13 protein-coding genes are annotated in these 19,676 nt (G+C 37.6%); 4 read left to right on the top strand and 9 right to left on the bottom strand.

Features of this window, described 5'->3' with window-relative positions; genetic code table 11:
• From A6M55_RS09725 to A6M55_RS09735, 3 genes are all read left to right on the top strand, one after another.
• On the top strand, nt 1–1,452 hold a 1,452-nt coding region (locus tag A6M55_RS09725), incomplete at its 5' end, for a DUF1501 domain-containing protein (RefSeq protein ID WP_229235502.1).
• A 26-nt stretch (nt 1,453–1,478) separates the two neighbouring features.
• The gene (locus A6M55_RS09730) at nt 1,479–2,099 is read left to right on the top strand and encodes a hypothetical protein (RefSeq protein WP_064197425.1); all 621 of its coding nucleotides are present in this window, start codon (nt 1,479–1,481) and stop codon (nt 2,097–2,099) included.
• 161 nt (nt 2,100–2,260) lie between these two features.
• The gene (locus A6M55_RS09735; protein ID WP_064197426.1) at nt 2,261–5,014 is read left to right on the top strand and encodes a carboxypeptidase-like regulatory domain-containing protein; all 2,754 of its coding nucleotides are present in this window, start codon (nt 2,261–2,263) and stop codon (nt 5,012–5,014) included.
• A 71-nt stretch (nt 5,015–5,085) separates the two neighbouring features.
• Here the strand turns inward: A6M55_RS09735 and A6M55_RS09740 are convergent, their stop codons facing one another.
• The 6 genes from A6M55_RS09740 to A6M55_RS09765 all read right to left on the bottom strand — a co-directional run bounded on the left by A6M55_RS09740 (nt 5,086) and on the right by A6M55_RS09765 (nt 13,195).
• The gene (locus A6M55_RS09740; RefSeq protein WP_064197427.1) at nt 5,086–7,557 is read right to left on the bottom strand and encodes a ribonucleoside-diphosphate reductase subunit alpha; all 2,472 of its coding nucleotides are present in this window, start codon (nt 7,555–7,557) and stop codon (nt 5,086–5,088) included.
• A 508-nt stretch (nt 7,558–8,065) separates the two neighbouring features.
• A complete protein-coding gene (locus A6M55_RS09745) occupies nt 8,066–8,737 on the bottom strand; it encodes a thiamine diphosphokinase (RefSeq protein WP_064197428.1) in 672 nt (223 codons plus the stop codon).
• Nucleotides 8,738–8,777: 40 nt separating this feature from the next.
• On the bottom strand, nt 8,778–9,524 hold the full coding sequence (locus tag A6M55_RS09750) for a glycosyltransferase family 2 protein (RefSeq protein WP_064197429.1): 747 nt from the start codon (nt 9,522–9,524) through the stop codon (nt 8,778–8,780).
• Nucleotides 9,525–9,569: 45 nt separating this feature from the next.
• On the bottom strand, nt 9,570–10,841 hold the full coding sequence (locus A6M55_RS09755) for an SGNH/GDSL hydrolase family protein (RefSeq protein ID WP_064197430.1): 1,272 nt from the start codon (nt 10,839–10,841) through the stop codon (nt 9,570–9,572).
• Between the two features lie 212 nt (nt 10,842–11,053).
• Entirely contained in the window at nt 11,054–11,686 is a 633-nt protein-coding gene (locus A6M55_RS09760) for a carotenoid biosynthesis protein (protein WP_015028219.1), read from the bottom strand.
• Between the two features lie 39 nt (nt 11,687–11,725).
• On the bottom strand, nt 11,726–13,195 hold the full coding sequence (locus A6M55_RS09765; protein ID WP_064197431.1) for a deoxyribodipyrimidine photo-lyase: 1,470 nt from the start codon (nt 13,193–13,195) through the stop codon (nt 11,726–11,728).
• 144 nt (nt 13,196–13,339) lie between these two features.
• On the opposite strand from A6M55_RS09765, the gene A6M55_RS09770 reads away from it, so the two are divergent.
• Nucleotides 13,340–13,939 carry a M23 family metallopeptidase gene (locus A6M55_RS09770; RefSeq protein WP_156511020.1) on the top strand — a complete coding sequence of 200 codons (600 nt, stop codon included), beginning with the start codon at nt 13,340–13,342 and terminating at the stop codon, nt 13,937–13,939.
• 74 nt (nt 13,940–14,013) lie between these two features.
• Here the strand turns inward: A6M55_RS09770 and A6M55_RS09775 are convergent, their stop codons facing one another.
• The 3 genes from A6M55_RS09775 to A6M55_RS09785 all read right to left on the bottom strand — a co-directional run bounded on the left by A6M55_RS09775 (nt 14,014) and on the right by A6M55_RS09785 (nt 19,524).
• Nucleotides 14,014–14,979, bottom strand: coding sequence for a ThuA domain-containing protein (locus A6M55_RS09775; RefSeq protein ID WP_015028222.1), 966 nt, complete (start codon nt 14,977–14,979; stop codon nt 14,014–14,016).
• Between the two features lie 195 nt (nt 14,980–15,174).
• Nucleotides 15,175–18,096, bottom strand: a complete 2,922-nt coding sequence (locus A6M55_RS09780; protein ID WP_229235503.1) for a glycoside hydrolase family 3 N-terminal domain-containing protein — start codon at nt 18,094–18,096, stop codon at nt 15,175–15,177.
• A gap of 264 nt (nt 18,097–18,360) precedes the next feature.
• Entirely contained in the window at nt 18,361–19,524 is a 1,164-nt protein-coding gene (locus A6M55_RS09785; RefSeq protein ID WP_409012486.1) for an FG-GAP repeat domain-containing protein, read from the bottom strand.
• Between the last annotated feature and the right edge of the window lie 152 nt (nt 19,525–19,676).

Here is a 19,676-nt window from a genome sequence, read left to right on the forward strand (position 1 = left end):
CTTCATTCTCCTGAGTTTTCGGCATTGAATCGAAAGCTCGACCGACGTGATTTTTTACTCCGTACGGCCTCTGGTTTGGGTGCAATGGCTTTAGGTAGTTTGATTAGTTCAAACGCCAGAGGAAATACACTCGAAGAACAAATCATGAAAGCTTTGCCCAGTATTGCACCAAAAGCCAAACGAGTGGTTTATCTCTTTATGAGTGGAGGGCCTTCACAATTTGAAACTTTCGATTATAAACCAAAACTCGCTAATCTTTTTGGTCAAGGCTTACCCGATTCGGTTAGAAAAGGGCAAAGACTTACAGGTATGAGTGCCAATCAAGCGGTTTTACCGCTTGTTCCGTCGGCCTATAAATTTAATCAATACGGAAAAACTAAGACTTGGGTAAGTGATTTGCTACCTTACACGGCTCAAGTAGTCGATGATTTGTGTATCGTAAAATCTATGTTTACTGAGCAAATCAATCATGACCCCGCCATAACATTTTTTCAAACTGGACATCAATTGCCAGGTCGCCCTTCTATCGGCTCTTGGATGAGCTACGGTTTGGGTTCTGAAAATCAAAATCTGCCTGCGTTTATTGTTTTGGTTTCAAAAGATGCCTCGAAAGACCAGCCACTTTATGCTCGTTTGTGGGGCAATGGCTTCCTACCTTCTGAGCATCAAGGAGTGCAATTCCGCTCAGGTAAAGACCCTGTTTTATTTCTTAATAATCCCGAAGGTTATGACGGCCAAGACCGCCAACAAATGTTGGAATATTTGACCAAACTCAACCAATTGCAAAATGAAACTTGGGGTGACCCCGAAGTAGATGCCCGAATCGCCCAATACGAAATGGCATATCGGATGCAGACCTCTGTTCCCGAAGTAATGGATACTTCTAAAGAACCCGATGAAGTTTTTGAGCTTTACGGAGAAGGTAGCCGAGATAAAGGAACGTATGCCGCCAATTGCCTTTTAGCTCGGAAATTACTCGAAAAAGACGTCAGATTTGTGCAGCTTTATCATCAAGGCTGGGACCATCACGGCTCCCTACCCAAAGGAATGGCTCACCAATGCAAGCAAACTGATAAAGCCACCGCCGCCTTGATTATTGATTTGAAAAGAAGAGGTTTACTGGAAGATACTTTGGTGGTTTGGGGTGGAGAATTTGGCAGAACAGTTTATTCGCAAGGTAAACTCACCAAAGATGATTATGGCCGAGACCACCACCCAAGATGCTTTACGATGTGGATGGCAGGTGCGGGTGTAAAATCGGGGTTTAGCTACGGCGAAACCGATGATTTTAGCTATAATATCATCAAAAACCCAGTGCATGTGCACGATTTTCAAGCAACTTTATTACATTTAATGGGAATCGACCATGAACAACTGACTTATAAGTACCAAGGTAGGCGTTTTAGATTAACCGATGTGCATGGACAAGTGATTAAAGGAATTTTGGCTTAATTAAACAGAGGAACAAGCATTGAGGAATGAAACACATTTGGGTAATTTTTAAGTTAATTTTATTGATAGTTTTTGCACTTCGACTACTCATTGCCAATCGCAAAGAAAAACAACCGAAGTTTCAACATGACCCTAAGCGTGGCCTATTCAACTTGTTTCACCAGCAAGTATTTTCTAAGAAAATTATTTTTCATTCAGAAGAATTGAGCAACGAACAACAGCTAAAGGAAATATTTAGAAAACAAATTCGTCCAAAAGAAGAAGCTTGGAAACAAGACGGCAAACTATTCGATGATTTTTTTGCTACTTTAAGTTTAGAAGAGCGAATGGTTTATGTAGCCTATCTTTCAAATAAAAGCTTTCAGAAAGGTAGTATTTTCAATTTTCTATGGTACAAAACCGAATGGATTATTGCTTTTGGGCAAATGCTAAAACATCTAAAAGCGGATAACCTGTATTTCCTCTATGAAGCCGTCGTTATCGAATCTTGCCATTTCGATATTGAAAGCATTTCGCAAGAAAACCAAGATTTCTTTCAACTCGAACTCCACCCCGACGGTAGCCAAGAACATGAGTCCGTGAAGCAATTTGACAAAGTATTCAGACCCGAAGAATTTTATGGGCTTGTACTTCAAAAAATTCAATAACTAAGTATTCCCTTTAAAAATGGGGATGCTTAGGAAACGAAAAAATGAAGGTTTTACGTCGAAATATTTCGTTAATTCTATCTTTTAAATACTATTACTAAAATATTTTCGTTACAAAAAGATTGTAAAGTTCTGACTACACAATTTAACTATTATTTATCATGAATTTGCTTTTCCGCTCCAACCTCTTCAAATTGTGTTATTTTTTTCTTTTAAGCTCCAATCTCTTTGCCCAAACATTCAGTATAAAAGGTGTAGTTCGCGATGCCAAAACTTCTGAAATAGTACCCTTTGCCAATGTTTTTGTAGCTAATACTACCAAAGGAACGAGTTCAAACGAAAAAGGAGAATATACCCTTTCAAAAATCCCTTTTGGAACAGTCATCGTATCGGTTTCGATGGTGGGCTATGCTCCCGCTCGCCAAACCATTAGGATTGAAACCGAAGGAACAAAGGAAGTTGACTTTACCATTAATCCGATTGAACAAGAACTCAGTGAAGTAAAGGTTTCGGCCAATAGAGATAAAACTTGGGAAAAACAATTTCAACGTTTTTCGAAAAGTATTTTAGGAGATTCTCCTTTATCTAAGTTATGTAATATCAAAAATAATTACCTGATTGATTTCGAAGACACTAAAGGGACATTAAAAGCCACCGCTAAACAGCCCATCGAAATTGAAAATCTTGCTTTAGGGTATAGAATGTTCTTTACACTAACTAACTTTATTTTAGCCAATGAAGAAATTCAATACCAAGGTTATGCTCGCTTTGAAGAACTCAAACCTGTAAGCGAAAAAGAGGCAAGCAAATGGAAACAAAACCGGTTAATGGCTTTTGAAGGTTCTGACCGGCACTTATTTTGGGCTTTGGCTCAAAGAAAACTAAAAACTGAAGGCTATGAAGCATTTGTCGATGCTGCAGGTTTCAATCCAGCCAACCGAACCGCCAATTTTTATGGTCAATTAGGGAAAAGTATTCTAGCTTACCCCCTCGATTCGATTGTTAGAAAAGGTAAAATAGCTACTGAATATCGAATTAGATTTCCAAAACGTATCGAACTCCATTTTGCTAGTCCTTATTATAATGGTCAGTTTTACCGTGATGATACCCGTATGATTTCGTGGATTGAAAGTTTAAAAGATTTAGATTTTAACGACCGAGGCATCATCCAAAACCCCAAAGATTTGGTTATTTCTGGTTTTATGAGTAGTAAGCGTTTGGCAGAAATGCTTCCGCTTGATTATTTGCCTAATGAAAATGTCGAGCGAGAAATTCCTAAAGAGAAAATCAATGTTTCTCTCGACTCCACCACCCAACGAAGTATTTGGCGTTTGCAAGAACGCGTACAGCTTATCAGTAATAAAGCCTATTATCATCCAAACGAAAATCTTTGGTTTGCGGGAAGAATGCACTACGCAGATGCCACAATGAGCGACTCTATCAGTAAAGTGGTTTATGTAGAATGGATTAGCCCACAAAATGAATTAATTGCTCGACAAAAACACCACGTCGACTCCCTGCAATTTAAAGGAATGATAGCTTTACCCAATGACCTTGCTTTAGGAAATTATCGGATTCGTGCTTATACCCAATGGATGCGTAATTTTGGAGATAGCTGTTTCTATGAGCAAATTATACCGATTATTTCGCCTAAACAGTATGTAGTTTCTGCCCAAAACTTTCCACTTAAAACGTATTTTAAGATAACGACCGATAAAAAGGCCTATCAAAAACGTGAAAAAATCAATGTAAAAATTGAAGGAATTGAAAGTAAAAATTTTTGTATCTCAGTCACCGACACCATGGCTGTTCGTTCGTGTAATACTTTAGTAAGTTCTAATAGTAGTTTTTTGCCAGCCACCTCATTCAAAACGATTCCAGAGTTTAAATTTTTAGCAGAAACAGGGCTTAAACTTTCAGGCAAGGTACTTGATAAAAATAACAAGCCTACTCTAGCAAATATTATTTTTTACTTCGGTCAAAATCAATATCCACTAACAACACAAACTGATGCCGAAGGACATTTTTTTGTTTCGGGTATTCAGTTAAGCGATACTACTGATATTAACTATCAAGCCACCGATTTGAAAGGTAAACTCCTTGAGAAAGTACTCTTTGACGTAGAGGATTTCCCTACTATCAAGCCCTCAAATATAAAGCTCAATTTCATAGTAAAAGACTTACCTTCAGCGGTTTTAATTGAAAATAATATTGATATTCCCAAAGATGCCATTGCATTAGAGGAAGTGAGTGTAACCACCAAACGTACTGAAAAACAGTTTGTAAGTAAGCCACTCTACGGAAACCCCGACTTCACTGTATTTTCAAAGGAAATAAGTCCCGCATTATCTGGCATGAATCCCGTTTTGGCACTACAGGGTAAAGTACCGGGCTTACAAGTAGTACTAGCAGCCGATGGCATAATTAGAGTACGCATGCGTGGAGGTCAGAATTCGATTGAAGGTGATTCTGCTCCGCTCTACTTAATTGATGGTTTTCCAGTAGAAAATGTTAATTCATTAATGAATGTTAGTATGGATAACATTGACCGCATCGAGGTATTAAAAACCGCCCGTGCCATGTTTGGTTCTAGGGGTGCCAACGGTGTTATTGCGATTTATACTAAATCATCAGTTGTAAAGCCTTCCGAGAGAAATAATAATGGTTTAAAATCAAGTACCAAAATGCTGAGCATTGTAGGATATAAATCTTATAAACCATTTTTTAGTCCAAATTATAGTTCAGCACAAGCCAAAGAATCAAGTAAACTTGATATTCGTACCAGTATTTTTTGGTTGCCAAATCTACTTAGTAATCATTGCTCATTCTTTGCGGCAGATAATGCTGGAGTTTATCGAATTTTAGCCAAAAGTGGAGAAGAAACAGCCGAGGCTTTTGTGGAAATCAGTAATTAAAAACAAAACCACCCTTTTGGGGTGGTTTTTATAGATTATATTAAGAAAAAGCATAGTCAAGTCGGAATCCATTAAGAGCCACACATTTCGCAACCTTCTGGGTCATCAAGTGAGCATTGCATTGCTGCATATTGGTATTCTGCCTCACTTGTGAAAGTTGCTGCTGCAGTTGCTTTGGCAGTTTGTTCTTCAGCATATTTTACATAGTCTAAAGGTTTTTCTGATACCGCCGATGTTGCAGGTACAACCTCAGCAATTGCTTGGCGGTCAACTGTAAATTTCACTGCATCAGAAGCTGCTTTCGTACGTAGGTAATACATACCTGTTTTCAAGCCTGCTTTCCATGCGTAGAAATGCATCGAAGTAAGTTTTCCGAAATTGGCATTTTCCATGAAGATATTAAGCGACTGGCTTTGGCAAATATATGCTCCACGGTCAGCTGCCATATCAATGATGGTTTTTTGCTTAATTTCCCACGCCGTACGATACAAGTCTTTCAAGTTTTGTGGAATCTCTGCAATTCCTTGTACTGAACCATTAGCGGCAATTAGTTTGTTTTTCATGGTATCGTTCCACAAACCAATTTTCACTAAATCTTTCAGTAAGTGTTTGTTTACAACTACAAACTCACCAGAAAGTACACGACGTGTGTAAATATTTGATGTATATGGCTCAAAACACTCGTTGTTACCCAAAATTTGGCTCGTTGAGGCCGTCGGCATTGGAGCAACTAATAAAGAGTTTCTTACGCCATGTGTTTTTACTTTTTCACGTAATTCTTCCCAATTCCAGCGACCAGAATCTGGAGATACACCCCACATGTCAAATTGGAAAATACCTTGTGAAATTGGCGACCCCTCCCAAGTTGAATATGGACCATCAGTAATAGCCATTTCCATTGAAGATTCCATAGCCGCAAAGTAGATGGTTTCGAAGATTTCTTTGTTTAATCTACGAGCCTCATCCGACTCAAATGGCATTCTTAAAGTAATAAAGGTATCTGCTAAACCTTGAACACCCAAACCAATCGGGCGGTGGCGTAAGTTACTACGCTCTGCCTCAATCACTGGATAGTAGTTTACATCAATTACTTTATTAAGGTTTTTAGTGATTACTTTAGTTACTTCATAAAGTTTTTGATGGTCAAACTTCATGAAACCTGTTTTCTCATCTTTGATGATATACTTAGGTAAAGCAATCGAAGCCAAATTACACACCGCTACTTCGTCTGGTGCTGTATATTCAATAATCTCCGTACAAAGGTTCGAAGATTTAATCGTTCCTAAATTCTTTTGATTAGACTTTTGGTTAGCTGCATCTTTATAAAGCATGTATGGCGTACCTGTCTCAATTTGAGATTCCATGATGGCAAACCATAAATCTTGGGCTTTGATTGTCTTGCGAGCTTTTCCTTCTAACTCATATTTCTCATATAGTCGATCAAACTCTTCTCCGTAGCAATCAGATAAACCCGGAGCTTCATTCGGGCAGAATAACGACCAAGTGTCATTAGCTTCTACGCGTTTCATGAATAAATCAGAAATCCAAAGTGCATAGAATAAATCTCTAGCACGAAGTTCTTCTTTACCGTGGTTTTTTCTCAAATCTAAGAATTCAAAGATATCGGCATGCCAAGGCTCAATGTAGATAGCAAAAGAACCTTTTCTTTTACCACCACCTTGGTCAACGTAGCGAGCAGTATCGTTGAACACACGTAGCATCGGCACGATACCATTTGAAGTGCCATTAGTACCTTTAATGTATGAACCAGTAGCACGTACATTATGGATGGCTAAGCCAATTCCACCAGCTGACTGTGAAATTTTTGCTGTTTGCCCAAGTGTATCGTAAATACCAGTGATACTATCTTCTTTAATCGTCAATAAGAAACATGATGAAAGTTGTGGTTTCGGCGTACCAGCATTGAACAATGTTGGGGTTGCGTGTGTAAACCAACGCTCCGACAATAATTCATAAGTTTCCAGTACACGGTCAATGTCTTCGCCATGAATACCTACTGCTACACGCATAAGCATGTGCTGTGGACGCTCAACAATTTTTCCGTTTACTTTTAATAGATAAGATTTTTCAAGGGTTTTATAACCAAAATAATCATAACCAAAATCTCGGTCATAGATAATTGCAGAATCAAGCAAAGCGGCATGTTTCTGAATTACTTTCCATGTGTCTTTGGCGATTAAAGAGGCATTTTGGCCAGTTTTCGGGTCGATGTATTGATACAACATTTTCATTGTACCCGAAAATGACTTAAGAGTGTTCTTATGGAGGTTAGAAATAGCAATCCTTGCCGCTAAAATAGCGTAATCAGGGTGCTTGGTTGTCATCGAAGCAGCCGTTTCAGCAGCTAAACTATCTAACTCTGATGTAGAAACACCATCGTAGATACCTGCTACTACTTTCATGGCAACCTCAACGGGTTGGACAAATGCTGGCTCTAAGCCATAACAAAGTCGCTCAATACGAGCAGTGATTTTGTCGAACTTTACCGACTCGCGGCGTCCGTCTCTTTTAATTACAAACATAGGCAGCCTTTTTAAAAGTGTTTTATGGGATTCACAACAATGTCTTAAGCAAACCAAAAAAATGGTTTAATAAAGGAATCTTAGCTTTAAAACTAATTATATTATTTACGTAATTTATGTGACTGCTAGTCACTTTTTGGATTCACTAAAAAAAATTATAAAGCAGTCTATGTAAGGTCAAATTTACTACATACTGTAAGTAAGTAACAGATGTAAAATTAGTAAAATATCAAGGCATATAAAAATCCAAAAACTATACCTATTGACCGATAATTAAAAAGTGTAATATTAAGAGAATATTAAGAACTAATAATCAGTTAGTTACTTAACAGTGAGATAGGAAAAGTCTAATAAAAAAGTTATCCACATTAAATAAACTATTTTTGCTTCTCCAATTAGAGTCTTTTAAGTTGCAGTTTGTGGCTATTTTCATTGACAAATGTAAATATTTTATTTTCAGAAAAAAAAGAAAATTCTGAAAAAGTTATCCACATTGAAAATTGAATTATTAGTCATGGCACTCCATTAGTAAGAGGTCTCCTGATTTGTACGAAACTCTAACAATTCCATCAGCCGCAACTTCATTACTATTTCCCGAACGATAACCCAATATAAGTTCCTCATTATCAATATTATAAACAAGATTTTTGGTTATAATTCCAGTAGCAGAACCAATAGGAATAAGTGAGATTTGTGTGCCTTTCGCATACCACTTTTCAAAGCTTGCAGGAAAGGGCAGCAAAGGGTAGATAACTGAGAAATCATCTATCATAACAATCGAAAGTTTACTTTTGTAACGAACGATATTAGTCATGTTCGTAATGGCATGGTCAGCTCTTCGACCCGTTGCCCAAACCACATTTGCCGCAGGAAAACCTCTATTAATTAAAAAATCGAAAGCTTTTTCAAGGTCTGTTTTATCTTGGTCTGGCGTGTAAACAATCTCAATCGGGTATTGGCTTTGTTCAATTTCTTGTAAATTTATATCTCTATCAAAATCGCCTAAAAGCACATCGACTTTGATTCCAAGAGAAATGACACGGTGAATGGCATTATCAAGCACAACTACAAATGGACTCCATTCTAATAGCTGCCCAAGTAATTCTACACTACAACTTTCGCCATTGGCAATAATAAGAGCCGGTTCCTGTTTTTCACGTACGATATGATGAGACGACATACTCAAAGTTATTAAATTTCGACAAACATAATGGCAAAAATTACTTCACAATCCATTGAAATAATTTTGAAATAGGCTTCGCATAAAGTGTGTACCAACGAGGCACAAGACCATTCTCAGCCCATGCTCGACGGTCTTCTTTATTGGCTCTAATTCTGTTTTTAAGAGAAGCATTACTTGTACCGCCTGTACGCATTTTCATGAGTACTTCGGGAATATAAAAAGAAGAGAGTTTATGCTTATAAAGCATTCGAAGCATCAGTTCGTAATCTCCTGCACTACGATACGAGATATTATAAAACCCATATTTATCATAGGCTGCTTTAGTCAAGAAAAAGGCAGTATGTGGGGGCATCCAGCCATTCAAAAAGCGTTTACGATTATATGAGCCTGATATCCAGTTACGGACAATTTTATTCGTATCTACAAAATCTACGTAATATAAGTCTCCATAAACCGAATCTGCTTTTGATTCTTTGAAAGCTTTTGCAACTTTACTAATCACCTGATTATTAGGGTAAAAATCATCCGAACCCATTACGCCTATCGCATAGCCAGTAGCCATTTTTACACCCTTATTCATGGCATCATAAATACCATTATCTTTTTCTGAAACCCACTTAATTTTATCTCCGTAGGATTCCAAAATCTCAACAGTACCATCTTTTGAGCCTCCGTCAACAATTATGTATTCGATTGATGGATAGTCTTGTGCCAGTACGCTATCAATGGTATCTTTAATGGTGGCAGCTGAATTAAACGCAACAGTGATGATTGAGATTTTCATTATTATGGGCTTCGCTAAAGGGTAAGCCTTAGTGAAGTAAAGCTATCATTTGATTTTTAAACCTTCAAATTTACTAACATCAAGCGAAGGAATTGTGGTTTTGAGCGAATTTTTATAATTTTCGTTGATAACCTTGATAATTTCGTTGGCAATGACAGCCGAGCCTCTTGGTGTTGGATTGATACCATCAAGACTAAAAAAACCTCCAGTTAGGGGAGAACTTTCAAATGTCAAGCCATTGACGGTATAAGTTTTGTTTTTGATTTTCGTATATAAGCTATTCAAATCAAAAAGTGTAATTGACCGCTTTTCTGCCTCAAATTTTAGAATTCCATTAAAATCATTCTGACGTGCAGCAATAATATTTATTTCATCTTTATCTAACACTTCCTCGTTACTTAGCGGATATGCCGCCGTGAAGCCTTTTTTCTGACCTACGGCATTTACTTTTCCTACATTCGGAATGGCATCTATTAAGATTTTATCATTGGCTGTGGCCGCTCTAATAACCCCATTACCCGCAGTAATATATATTTCTGTTACCCCTAAATTTTTAGATAATTCAGCAAACGAGTAAAAGTTGAAATAGGGTAAATCAAGAATATTTGGAAGATTGGTTAGAATACCTGGAGCCTTATTAACAACCAAAGCATCGAGCAATTTTTGAATATTGATAGCAAAAGACGAGGTTTCTGTCATGGCAATTTTACCACCCGAAACCGCATAAACTAACAAATCTTGCTCACCCAAACTCAGCGTAAAAAAACTTGGGCTACTTTCTTTAACGAAATCAGTATAAGATAGTTCTTCCTTACTCACTGGTAAAATTCGCTCAAAAAATGGGTTAAATCCTTGAGTTTTGGCATTTCCTAAACCAGCTTTGTTGATATCAGCTACACGCAAACCTACAACCCCATAATTATTATTAATACTTGCATATTTACTTAAAACAAATGGAGAAGTGCTTACCACACCTAACTTATCTGTAACTTTATTAAATACAGGAGCGATGTTACTCAATGTTGTAGTTAAATAACCTGTTCCGTTTTCTTGACCTGCAGGAAAAAGAGCTTGCTCAAACTTTACTCCAGCTTGTTGAGCAATTAGATTAGGAAAAGCGTTGAGTTGTCCTTCACGATATAAGCCGCCATTGGTATAACCAGCTGTGAGCGAACCACCAACAGCTATATACTTAGAGAAAATAGCATCTCCATTACTCGCTAAAATAGGACTGGTATTTTCTGTTTGGGTTTCGCAGCTACTAATTAATGCTAAACCAGTAAAACCAACAGCAAGTATTCTTAGAAAGGGTTTCATCGTGGCGTGTGTTTTTCTGTTAATAGGTCAATAAAGTTTTACGCAATTATAAAAATACCATCGCAATAAAAATGATGGCATGCAGATAACGCTAATTTCTAAAAAAACGCTGATTTTCGCCGAAAATATAATAAAATCTGCGAAAATTAGCATTAATAAATCTGTACTATCTGCGGATTAAAAATTTGTAGCAATATCATAATTCTGAAGTTTTAAAACAATAAACTTTGAATTCCGAAAAAGCAAATTTGTAGAATAAGTAGCACAAGTGCAATCTTATTATCTTTACGAAAAGGTAACCAATGGAAAAGTGTCAGTAAAAAAGCAGATACCAAAAACCAACCAATATAATTTTGTAAGGGTGGTAATTGCCCAAACCACGACCACATTTCTAAACGAATTGCGATGGGTTCAGCCAAATAATCGAACATTGTCATGAGTAAAGCTCCGTAAAGGACTTTAAAGTAAAGCGGCTTATTGACCCGACAAAACGAACTACCCACACAATAAACCAAAAGTAGCCAGTTAACACCAATCAATGGCGGGGTTTCTAATATTTTAAACCCAAGGGTTGTATCATAGCGATAATGCCCAAAAATCAAGCCCGTATTTACACCAACCACTTCAACGAAATAGCCCACCAAGAAAGCTACTACAATAAAAATAACGAAACTCCGATTCCATTCATTATGAAAATAAAGCAAAATACCTAAAGAGGCCAAGAGATTAAAAGGAGTCAGAAACTTAAAAAGCGTAGCGGTTACATCAAGATTTAACCCTATAATGCCTGCCACGTACATGGAAGTTAGAAGATAAATGAATGGTTTATGTTTCACTGCTATCATTTGAGAATTATCGTATAGTTTGATTCTGAAAGGTAAATCTTACCTTTTCCTATTTCTTACAACGTGTTTATTTAAAATTCGTTTATTTTCGACTCGAACTAATTGCTGTTTTCTAATTCCCCAAATTTGCTCTTTGGCTTTTTTGGTTGCCTCTTCTAAATCAATTATTGGAAAAGGATAATTTTCTCCCAACCTGAAATTATATAATTCTTGTTCCATTGGAGTCATTTTCCATGGTTCATGAATAAAGTTTTCGGGACAATTTTCGAGTTCTTTAACCCATGTTTTTATAAAGATACCATTAGGGTCATGGTCCTGCGATTGCTTCACAGGGTTATACATTCTTACGGTATTCATGCCTGTTACGCCCGCTTGCATTTGAAACTGAGGATAATGAATACCCACTTCAAAATCAAGAAACTGTTGAGCCAAGAATACGGCACCCGTTTTCCAATGTTGGAAAAGTTGATGGGTTAGAAAAGAAACGACCATTGCTCTCATTCGGAAGTTTAGGTAACCAGTTTGGCATACACATCGCATACAGGCATCTATAAGCGGATACCCCGTAAGCCCACTTTGCCACCTTTCTATAAAATACTCATTATCAATCCTTTCTATATTATCATAGCCTCGATTTAAGTTTTCAAACTCCATTCGGTCTTCCAACTCAAATTTTTGAATGAAATGGCAATGCCAGTGAAGTCGTGAAATAAAGTTATCTAAATCTCTTCGATGAGCGACTTTCTTCTTGGCATTTTGTGCATATTGATATACCTGTCGAATCGACAAATTTCCCCAAGCGATATAAGGAGAAAGACGGCTACATCCTTTTCGACTTTCGAGCGGTTTTGAAATATGTTTTGAATAATTTTTAGCTCGTTCGCTCAAAAAACTTTGCAGATAACGATGAGCATAAGTTTCTCCTCCCGGCTGAAAATTATTAGCATCTTTCAGCAAATAATCGTTTGGCAAGAAACGCTTGTAAATTTCATTGGATTCATCAAAGACTAAGCAATCACCTCTTAGTTTTGTCCAATTTGGCACATCCCAAGGTTTTTGCATTTGTTCTTTCCAATATTCAGCCCAATTATCTCGATTCTTCAGTTTACGGACTACCCCATTCGTTTGAAATTCCCACCATTCAATAGCAGTTTCCTTAAAAAACAGGCTCAATTCTTTATCTCGGTCATAAGTAATCCGAAGCCCAGTTTCTTCGTAAGAGAAAACCTTTTTAAGCTGATATTTTTGATGAATTGCATGAAATATTTCCTTAGCATTACCTTGTAAAATCGTAATTCGAAGAAGTGGATTGGCTTCTGATAATTGCCGATTGAGGTCGTTGAGCGATTGCTGAACAAAATTCCAATGCCGTGGACTATAATGTGAATCAGCCATGATGTTTGGTTCCCAGATGTAGAGCATCAAAAACGACTCGCCATCTTCAATAGCGGCTTTCAAAGCAGCGTGGTCGCTGAGGCGTAAATCTCTTTTAAACCAAACAATGTTCATAGCCAAACAACCACAATCATTTAGCTTTTGTTTATTTAGATATATGACTATTTAAAGAAAACACTTCATAATTATTACAAAACGTCATACCTACGCACAATTTCACTTAATTTTGTGGGTGTTCTGACAAGTCGTGTACAAAAAATGAAGAAAATACAACTTATTATACTTTTGCTGATTTTCCAAAGTAGTCTTTTTGCTCAAAATATTTTACCACAAGAAGATTATTGGGAAACCCAACTTACCCCATTGATTGAAGTAAATGATATGCTTAGACTCATTTACAACGACCCTTTCAAAGAAACTTTCTTAAATGCCATTCCGGCAGGTTATCCGATGAATAAATCGGTTAATATTAATTCGTTTTACGGTGTCAGAAATCATCCTATACATAAAGTTTTGCTTTTCCATAGAGGTATCGACCTCAAAGGGGCAACTGGTGAAAAAGCCATTGCCACCGGTGATGGTGATGTAATTGAAGTAGGTTTCAAGACCGATTTGGGCAATTATATCAAAATCAAACACTGCTATGGTTTTGAGTCGATTTACGGCCACCTAAATAAAATATTGGTAAAAAAGGGACACCACGTGAAGAGAATGCAGATAATTGGCGAAGTAGGAGCGACAGGTACGGTTTCAGGACCACATTTACACTATACTTTAAAGAAAAACAATCAATATATAGACCCCTTCGATTTTCTGTTTATGGATTTTGAACGAGGTAAGATTGGTATGTTGAGATAAAAAAACAAAGCCGCAACAATTTAAAAATTGCTACGGCTTTGTTTTAAGTTCATTGAATAAATTCAGATTTTTGTTTACTTAAAAGCTCTACTACTTGATTTTTCGGCCGTTGGGAAATCTTGTGGAATCGGGAAAGTTACCTTTCCAGTTGCTGCCCACTCTGAGCCTCTCAATAGGCAAGTGATAAAGCCTACACACTCCACTGAGTAATCAATGTGACCCATTGGAGTATGAAAAATGCGTCCTTTACCATAATTGAGTGCCATTAAAATTGGCTCGTGGCGTCCAGTACCTTTTTGCTCCTTCGATGAATAAGCCGTTGCTAAAACGTCCATATTTTCGGCTGGTCCTCTCAGACGGTCATATAACTCATCTTTAGTATGTAACCACTTTGTTGGCATTCCTTTCATAATTGGGTGTTCGGCATTGCGAGTCTCAACTATGTATTCGTGTTGTGGGCCATGCGAACCCGCTCTGCCTGGGGTTGTATCTCTAATAAGTTTACCTTCATCGTTGTAATACACATAAGGTCCATCTTTTTCTGTGCGGTCGCCCCAACCTCCTATGCCAATCATTTTGTTATAGTCTATCCATTGAGGAAATGAATTATCGGCGGCATGAATAACCACTAAGCCTCCACCTTTTTGCATGAATTTTTCAAAATTCTTTTGCGTTTCTTCTGGCCAGGGAGCAGCATTCCAACCAAAATTACAGATTACCAAATCATATTTTGAGAAATCTGGTTTGAAATCTGGGTCAATTTGAGATTTCTTCAAAGCTTCTGTTTCGCCAACGCCTTCAATTGGAAAGCTTTTGATAAACTCCTCTCCTTCCCAAGTATATTTAGTACGTTTTACATCTACTTTAAATCGACTCGTTTCCTCCAAATACTTTTTCATCATAAACGTTATTTTAGGCCACTGTACGTGATTATTTTGGCCATCAACAATAAGCGTTCGAATAACTTTCTTTTTTTGAGCCGATGCCCCAAAAGCAAGAGCAAATATCAAAAATAAAGAGAAAAAATACGTTTTGTTCATAAGATGAGTTGAAATTGAGGTAGTCCGCAAGCGATGAACAAGCGTCTTACAATGATGGATAAAAATGGAAATTTTAATTAAACGCTAGAATCTATTTAGCAGAAGCAAGTTAGGATAATTTGATTGATTTACAAATAGCTCAAAAGGAAGATTTGATAATCAGTAGAAGCGAAAGCGGCGACAATGAAGATAGCATTATTGAACAATAGAAGCGTTGATTATCTCATGGATACGCTTACGAATTTTCAATGTATTGATTTTGTTGTTGGCAGAACTTTGATACACACGGTTTGAGAGAAAAATAAACACTAATTCTCGTTCGGGGTCAACCCAAACTGCTGTACCTGTGAAACCTGTATGGCCAAATGTTTTAGGTGAGGCATCACTTGCTACTACGGGCTTATCATCACCTACTTCGGGTTTATCCCAACCTAAACCTCGGTGACTACGCTGCGTATAATTTCTGGCAAAATGTGGCACTGTTGTCGAAAAAAAAATCTGTCTCCCACCGTAATAGCCTTTCTGTAAGTTCATTTGATAAAGTTTCACCAAATCATTCACATTACTAAAAAGCCCAGCATGGCCGGCCACTCCCCCCAACAAAGCTGCGTTGGGGTCATGTACGGTTCCTTGTATCTGCGAAGCCCTAAAAATTGCATCTTGTTCGGTTGGAGCAATATTTGCTTTGGGAAATCTACTAAGTGGATTATAAAGTGTTGAAGTCATTCCTAAAGGCTCATATACATTTTGCTCAACGAATTCTTCTAATGGCTGGCTAGTGATTCGCTCAACCATTTTTTGTAGAATAATTAGCCCTAAATCGCTGTAAGTATAGCGGTATCCACCTGATTTATCATATATATTGATAAGTTTAGATTGCTGTACCCATCGCCAGACAGAATCTCTAATTGCAGGCTTAATAAACAGATTATCAGCTACTTGTAAGTTTAAACTATCTTTAGCAAAACTATAATAATCGGCTTTAAAAGTAGGCCCCGTTTTTGTTTTTTCCCAAAACGGAATAAAGGCCACTAAACCTGCTTGGTGCATCAGAATATCTGAAACCAACATGGCTTCTTTATTGGTTTGTTTTAACTCTGGAAGATAAGTAGAAGCTTTTTCGTTTAAATCAATTGCACCACGTTCATTGAGCAACATCACGGCTTGGAGCGTGGCCGAAACCTTTGTCATTGAAGCAACGTCATACAAGGTTTGGTCATTGACGGGCTCATACACACCATAGCGAAGTGTCCCAAAATTTTTGCTGTAAACTACTTTTCCTTGTCTTGCTACTAAAACCTGACACCCCGGAAATGCACGATTGCTAATGCCTTGTTGCACAATCTGTTCGATTTCATCTAATTTTTTTGAGTTCATACCAACTCGTTCGGGAGGCCCAAACGAAACACGCCCAATGCGTTCGGTTTGTATGCCATTCCCAACTTTTTGCTCATAAGTTACTGAAACTGGCAATTTTCCTTTGGCTGGCAATGCCCCAAATAATACCTGTGGAACAACTCGCTGCGAAGCAATTTCATCTTCATAACCACAAACTAAATTCGGAACACCATCGTAGAGTTTCATTCCGTATGGATTTCCAAAACCTACCACAACTACTTTTGTTTTGTTTCGAAGTTGATTGATAAACGAAATAGTGGCGGGCGAAACACCGTAATTTCTATCAGCTCGACTATTCATGTCGTGTACACTTACTACCACCACCTTATACTTCGAAGCTTCTTCTAAAACCCAAGCTACATCTTTATCAGCAGCAGGTTTGTATGGAATTGCAAAATGCTTAAAATTAGCGTATTGACTTAACATTTTTTGAAACTCATTACCCGATTCGGCACTAATGGCAACCGAGGCAAAACTAGTGGTATCGAGATTGACAAAAGGTAATAAATTATCTTGATTCTTGATAATTGTTACTGCCTGTTCAAATAAGTCTGCTTTTAAATCTTGGGCTTGGGCACTATTCAAATCTGTGCCCAAACCAGCCATTTCGATAGGTTTGTAATTATTCAAACCTGACCAAAATTTTGCCTTTAAGATTTTCTTCACGCGTGCATCTAAATCAGTCATTTGAATTTGTCCACTCTCAACCGCAGCTTTGATTCGGTTAAAGGCAGCGGGCAAATTTCCTGATTGCAACAAAATATCATTTCCTGCTAAAAAGGCAAGTAATTCAGGCTCTCCTGCTTGTAAACCAGCTGTAATTCCACGCATATTGAGGGCATCTGTAACCGTAATGCCCTGAAAACCCATTTGTTCTTTTATAATTTCTGTAACCACTTTTCGAGAAATAGAAGTGGGGGTATTAGTTTTTGATTCGAGGGCAGGAACAAACAAATGCCCAGTCATTACCATTGCCACACTATCGGCAATCAAACGACGAAAAGGCATCAACTCAATATCGTTTAGGCGGCTGAGTGTTTGGCTTACCCAAGGTAAGGTGCGGTGCGAATCTTGGTCAGTATCGCCATGCCCCGGAAAATGCTTCGCACTTCCCATCACATGGTACTTTTTCATTCCTTTGATATACATAACCCCTTTTTCGGCTACATTATCTTGTAATTCCCCAAATGAACGGTAATTAATAATCGGATTCTTAGGGTTTGTATTAACATCTACTGAGGGTGCAAAATTTACGTGAATACCCAAACGTTTACATTGGCGGCCAACTTCTTCGCCAAATTTTTCGATGTAAGTATTATCCTGAATAGCACCAAGTGTAATTTGTTTCGGAAACTCAATCACACTATCAAGTCTCATACCCAAGCCCCATTCGGCATCAATACCTATTAATAATGGGATTCGGGAAATTTGTTGATAACGATTGGTTAAACGTGCCTGACGATAAGGTCCACCTTGAAAGAAAATCAATCCTCCCAAATGGTAGGTGGCAATATTATTTTCTACTTGTTGATAGTAAGTTTCCGTACGGTTTGAAAAAGTAGCAATCATAAATAACTGTCCAACTTTTTCGTCGAGACTCATCGTTGAAAGCAGACTATCAGCCCAGCCTTCTTGTCGAGTAAGGAAATCTATTGAGGTCTTTTGAGGCGAAATAAACGAAGTAAGAAACGCATAAAAGCTACCTATAATAGCCAGCAAAAGTATTTTTCTGGTTTTGTAAAGCACGATAAATTTTATTGATTTTTGGAATGAAAACGAACAAAATTAACAAAGGATTACCGATTTTGCCCGATATTATTGAGAAAATAGACTAAGTTTGAAGTAATTAGATGAAAAAGGACTTATCACAAGGGTTTTAGGCCTTCGCTAATGAAAGAGAATATGCCACGAATACTATGTCTCAAGTATTCGTGGCAATGAAATTTATTCAATAAATTTTGAGAAGTCTCAAACGCAGAAACGCTATTTTTTCTTTAACTGATTTTCAAATAAAAAAACGCCATTTTTATTGGCCGTAATAATATCGAGTTTACCATCTTTGTTGATATCGGCTACACTTACATTTAAGCCCGAACCAGAATCATTATCAATAATATGCTCGGTATAATAGGGTTGTTTCTTCGAATCAAACTCAAAGTACAGAAGAATAGCTGCATCGGCATCGCCGGGGTCTCTACCATGGTGTGCCAAGAAACGCTTCCCTGTAATGTATTCTTTTTTGCCATCACCATTCAAATCAGCCATGATTGAAGAATGCGTTTGGGCAGTAGTTGTGCTTATGGTATGGGTTTTGAAGTTAATCTGTCCTTGTTCATTTATTTGTTCATGAAACCAAATGCCCAAAGCATGTGCTGAAGCACTCACCACATCGTTTTTACCATCGCCATTGACATCAAATACTTGCATGTGTGAACAAGGTTCGCCCAAATTGGCGGGATGAAATACCCAATTGCCTCCTTTTAAATCTTTAGTTCCTTGAAACCATCCTTCACGAATAACAATATCCTTGATGCCATCATTATTGATATCACCTAGGCCAATTCCATGCGAAAATATCTCGGTGCCTTTCACATTTTCTTGAGTCAAATTGAAGCGTTTCCAAACAGTTTCACCCTTTTTGGTTGGAGCTTGGAGCCAAATGATTTGTTTTTTTGCTTTATCTCCACAAAGGATATCCAAACGGCCATCGCCATCCATATCAACAAAATTTGGTGATTCATTTGAAATACCCACCGAATCGGCAATGATGTGTTTTTTCCACTCCGAAACCTGTTGTTTCTTAGGATTTTCGAACCAAAAAGCTGGTTTTCCCGGAAAATCAACAATAACCACATCATCCCAACCATCGAGATTTACATCCATACCAAGATTCAAGAATGAATTACTGTATTCTTCACGTGGTTTAAATGCCCTAGATTGAGCCATTTCGTGGCGTGTCCAGTTGGGGGCTTCAAACCAAAAATACCCCGCTATAATATCTAATTTACCATCTTTATTCAAATCGGCTACTGCTGCCCCCTCAGAAAGAAAATCACGTGTAAGCGTGGTTTTCTTGAAGTCTTGGGCATAAGATATAAATGAAACTAGCAAACATAATGTGGCTAATTTTAAGACTTTATTTTTCATGTTTAAATCGATTTCAATGATTATGATTTTCCATTGTTGCTGCTGGGGCATCTCGCTATGCGAAGTCTGAGACTTTGCATTTGTGTCGTTACATCTCCTGATGTCAACGTAAATATTGTCATCAGGAGATGACTTTTCGCCCGTGCGAAGTT

Source organism: Emticicia sp. MM (genome assembly GCF_001649495.1).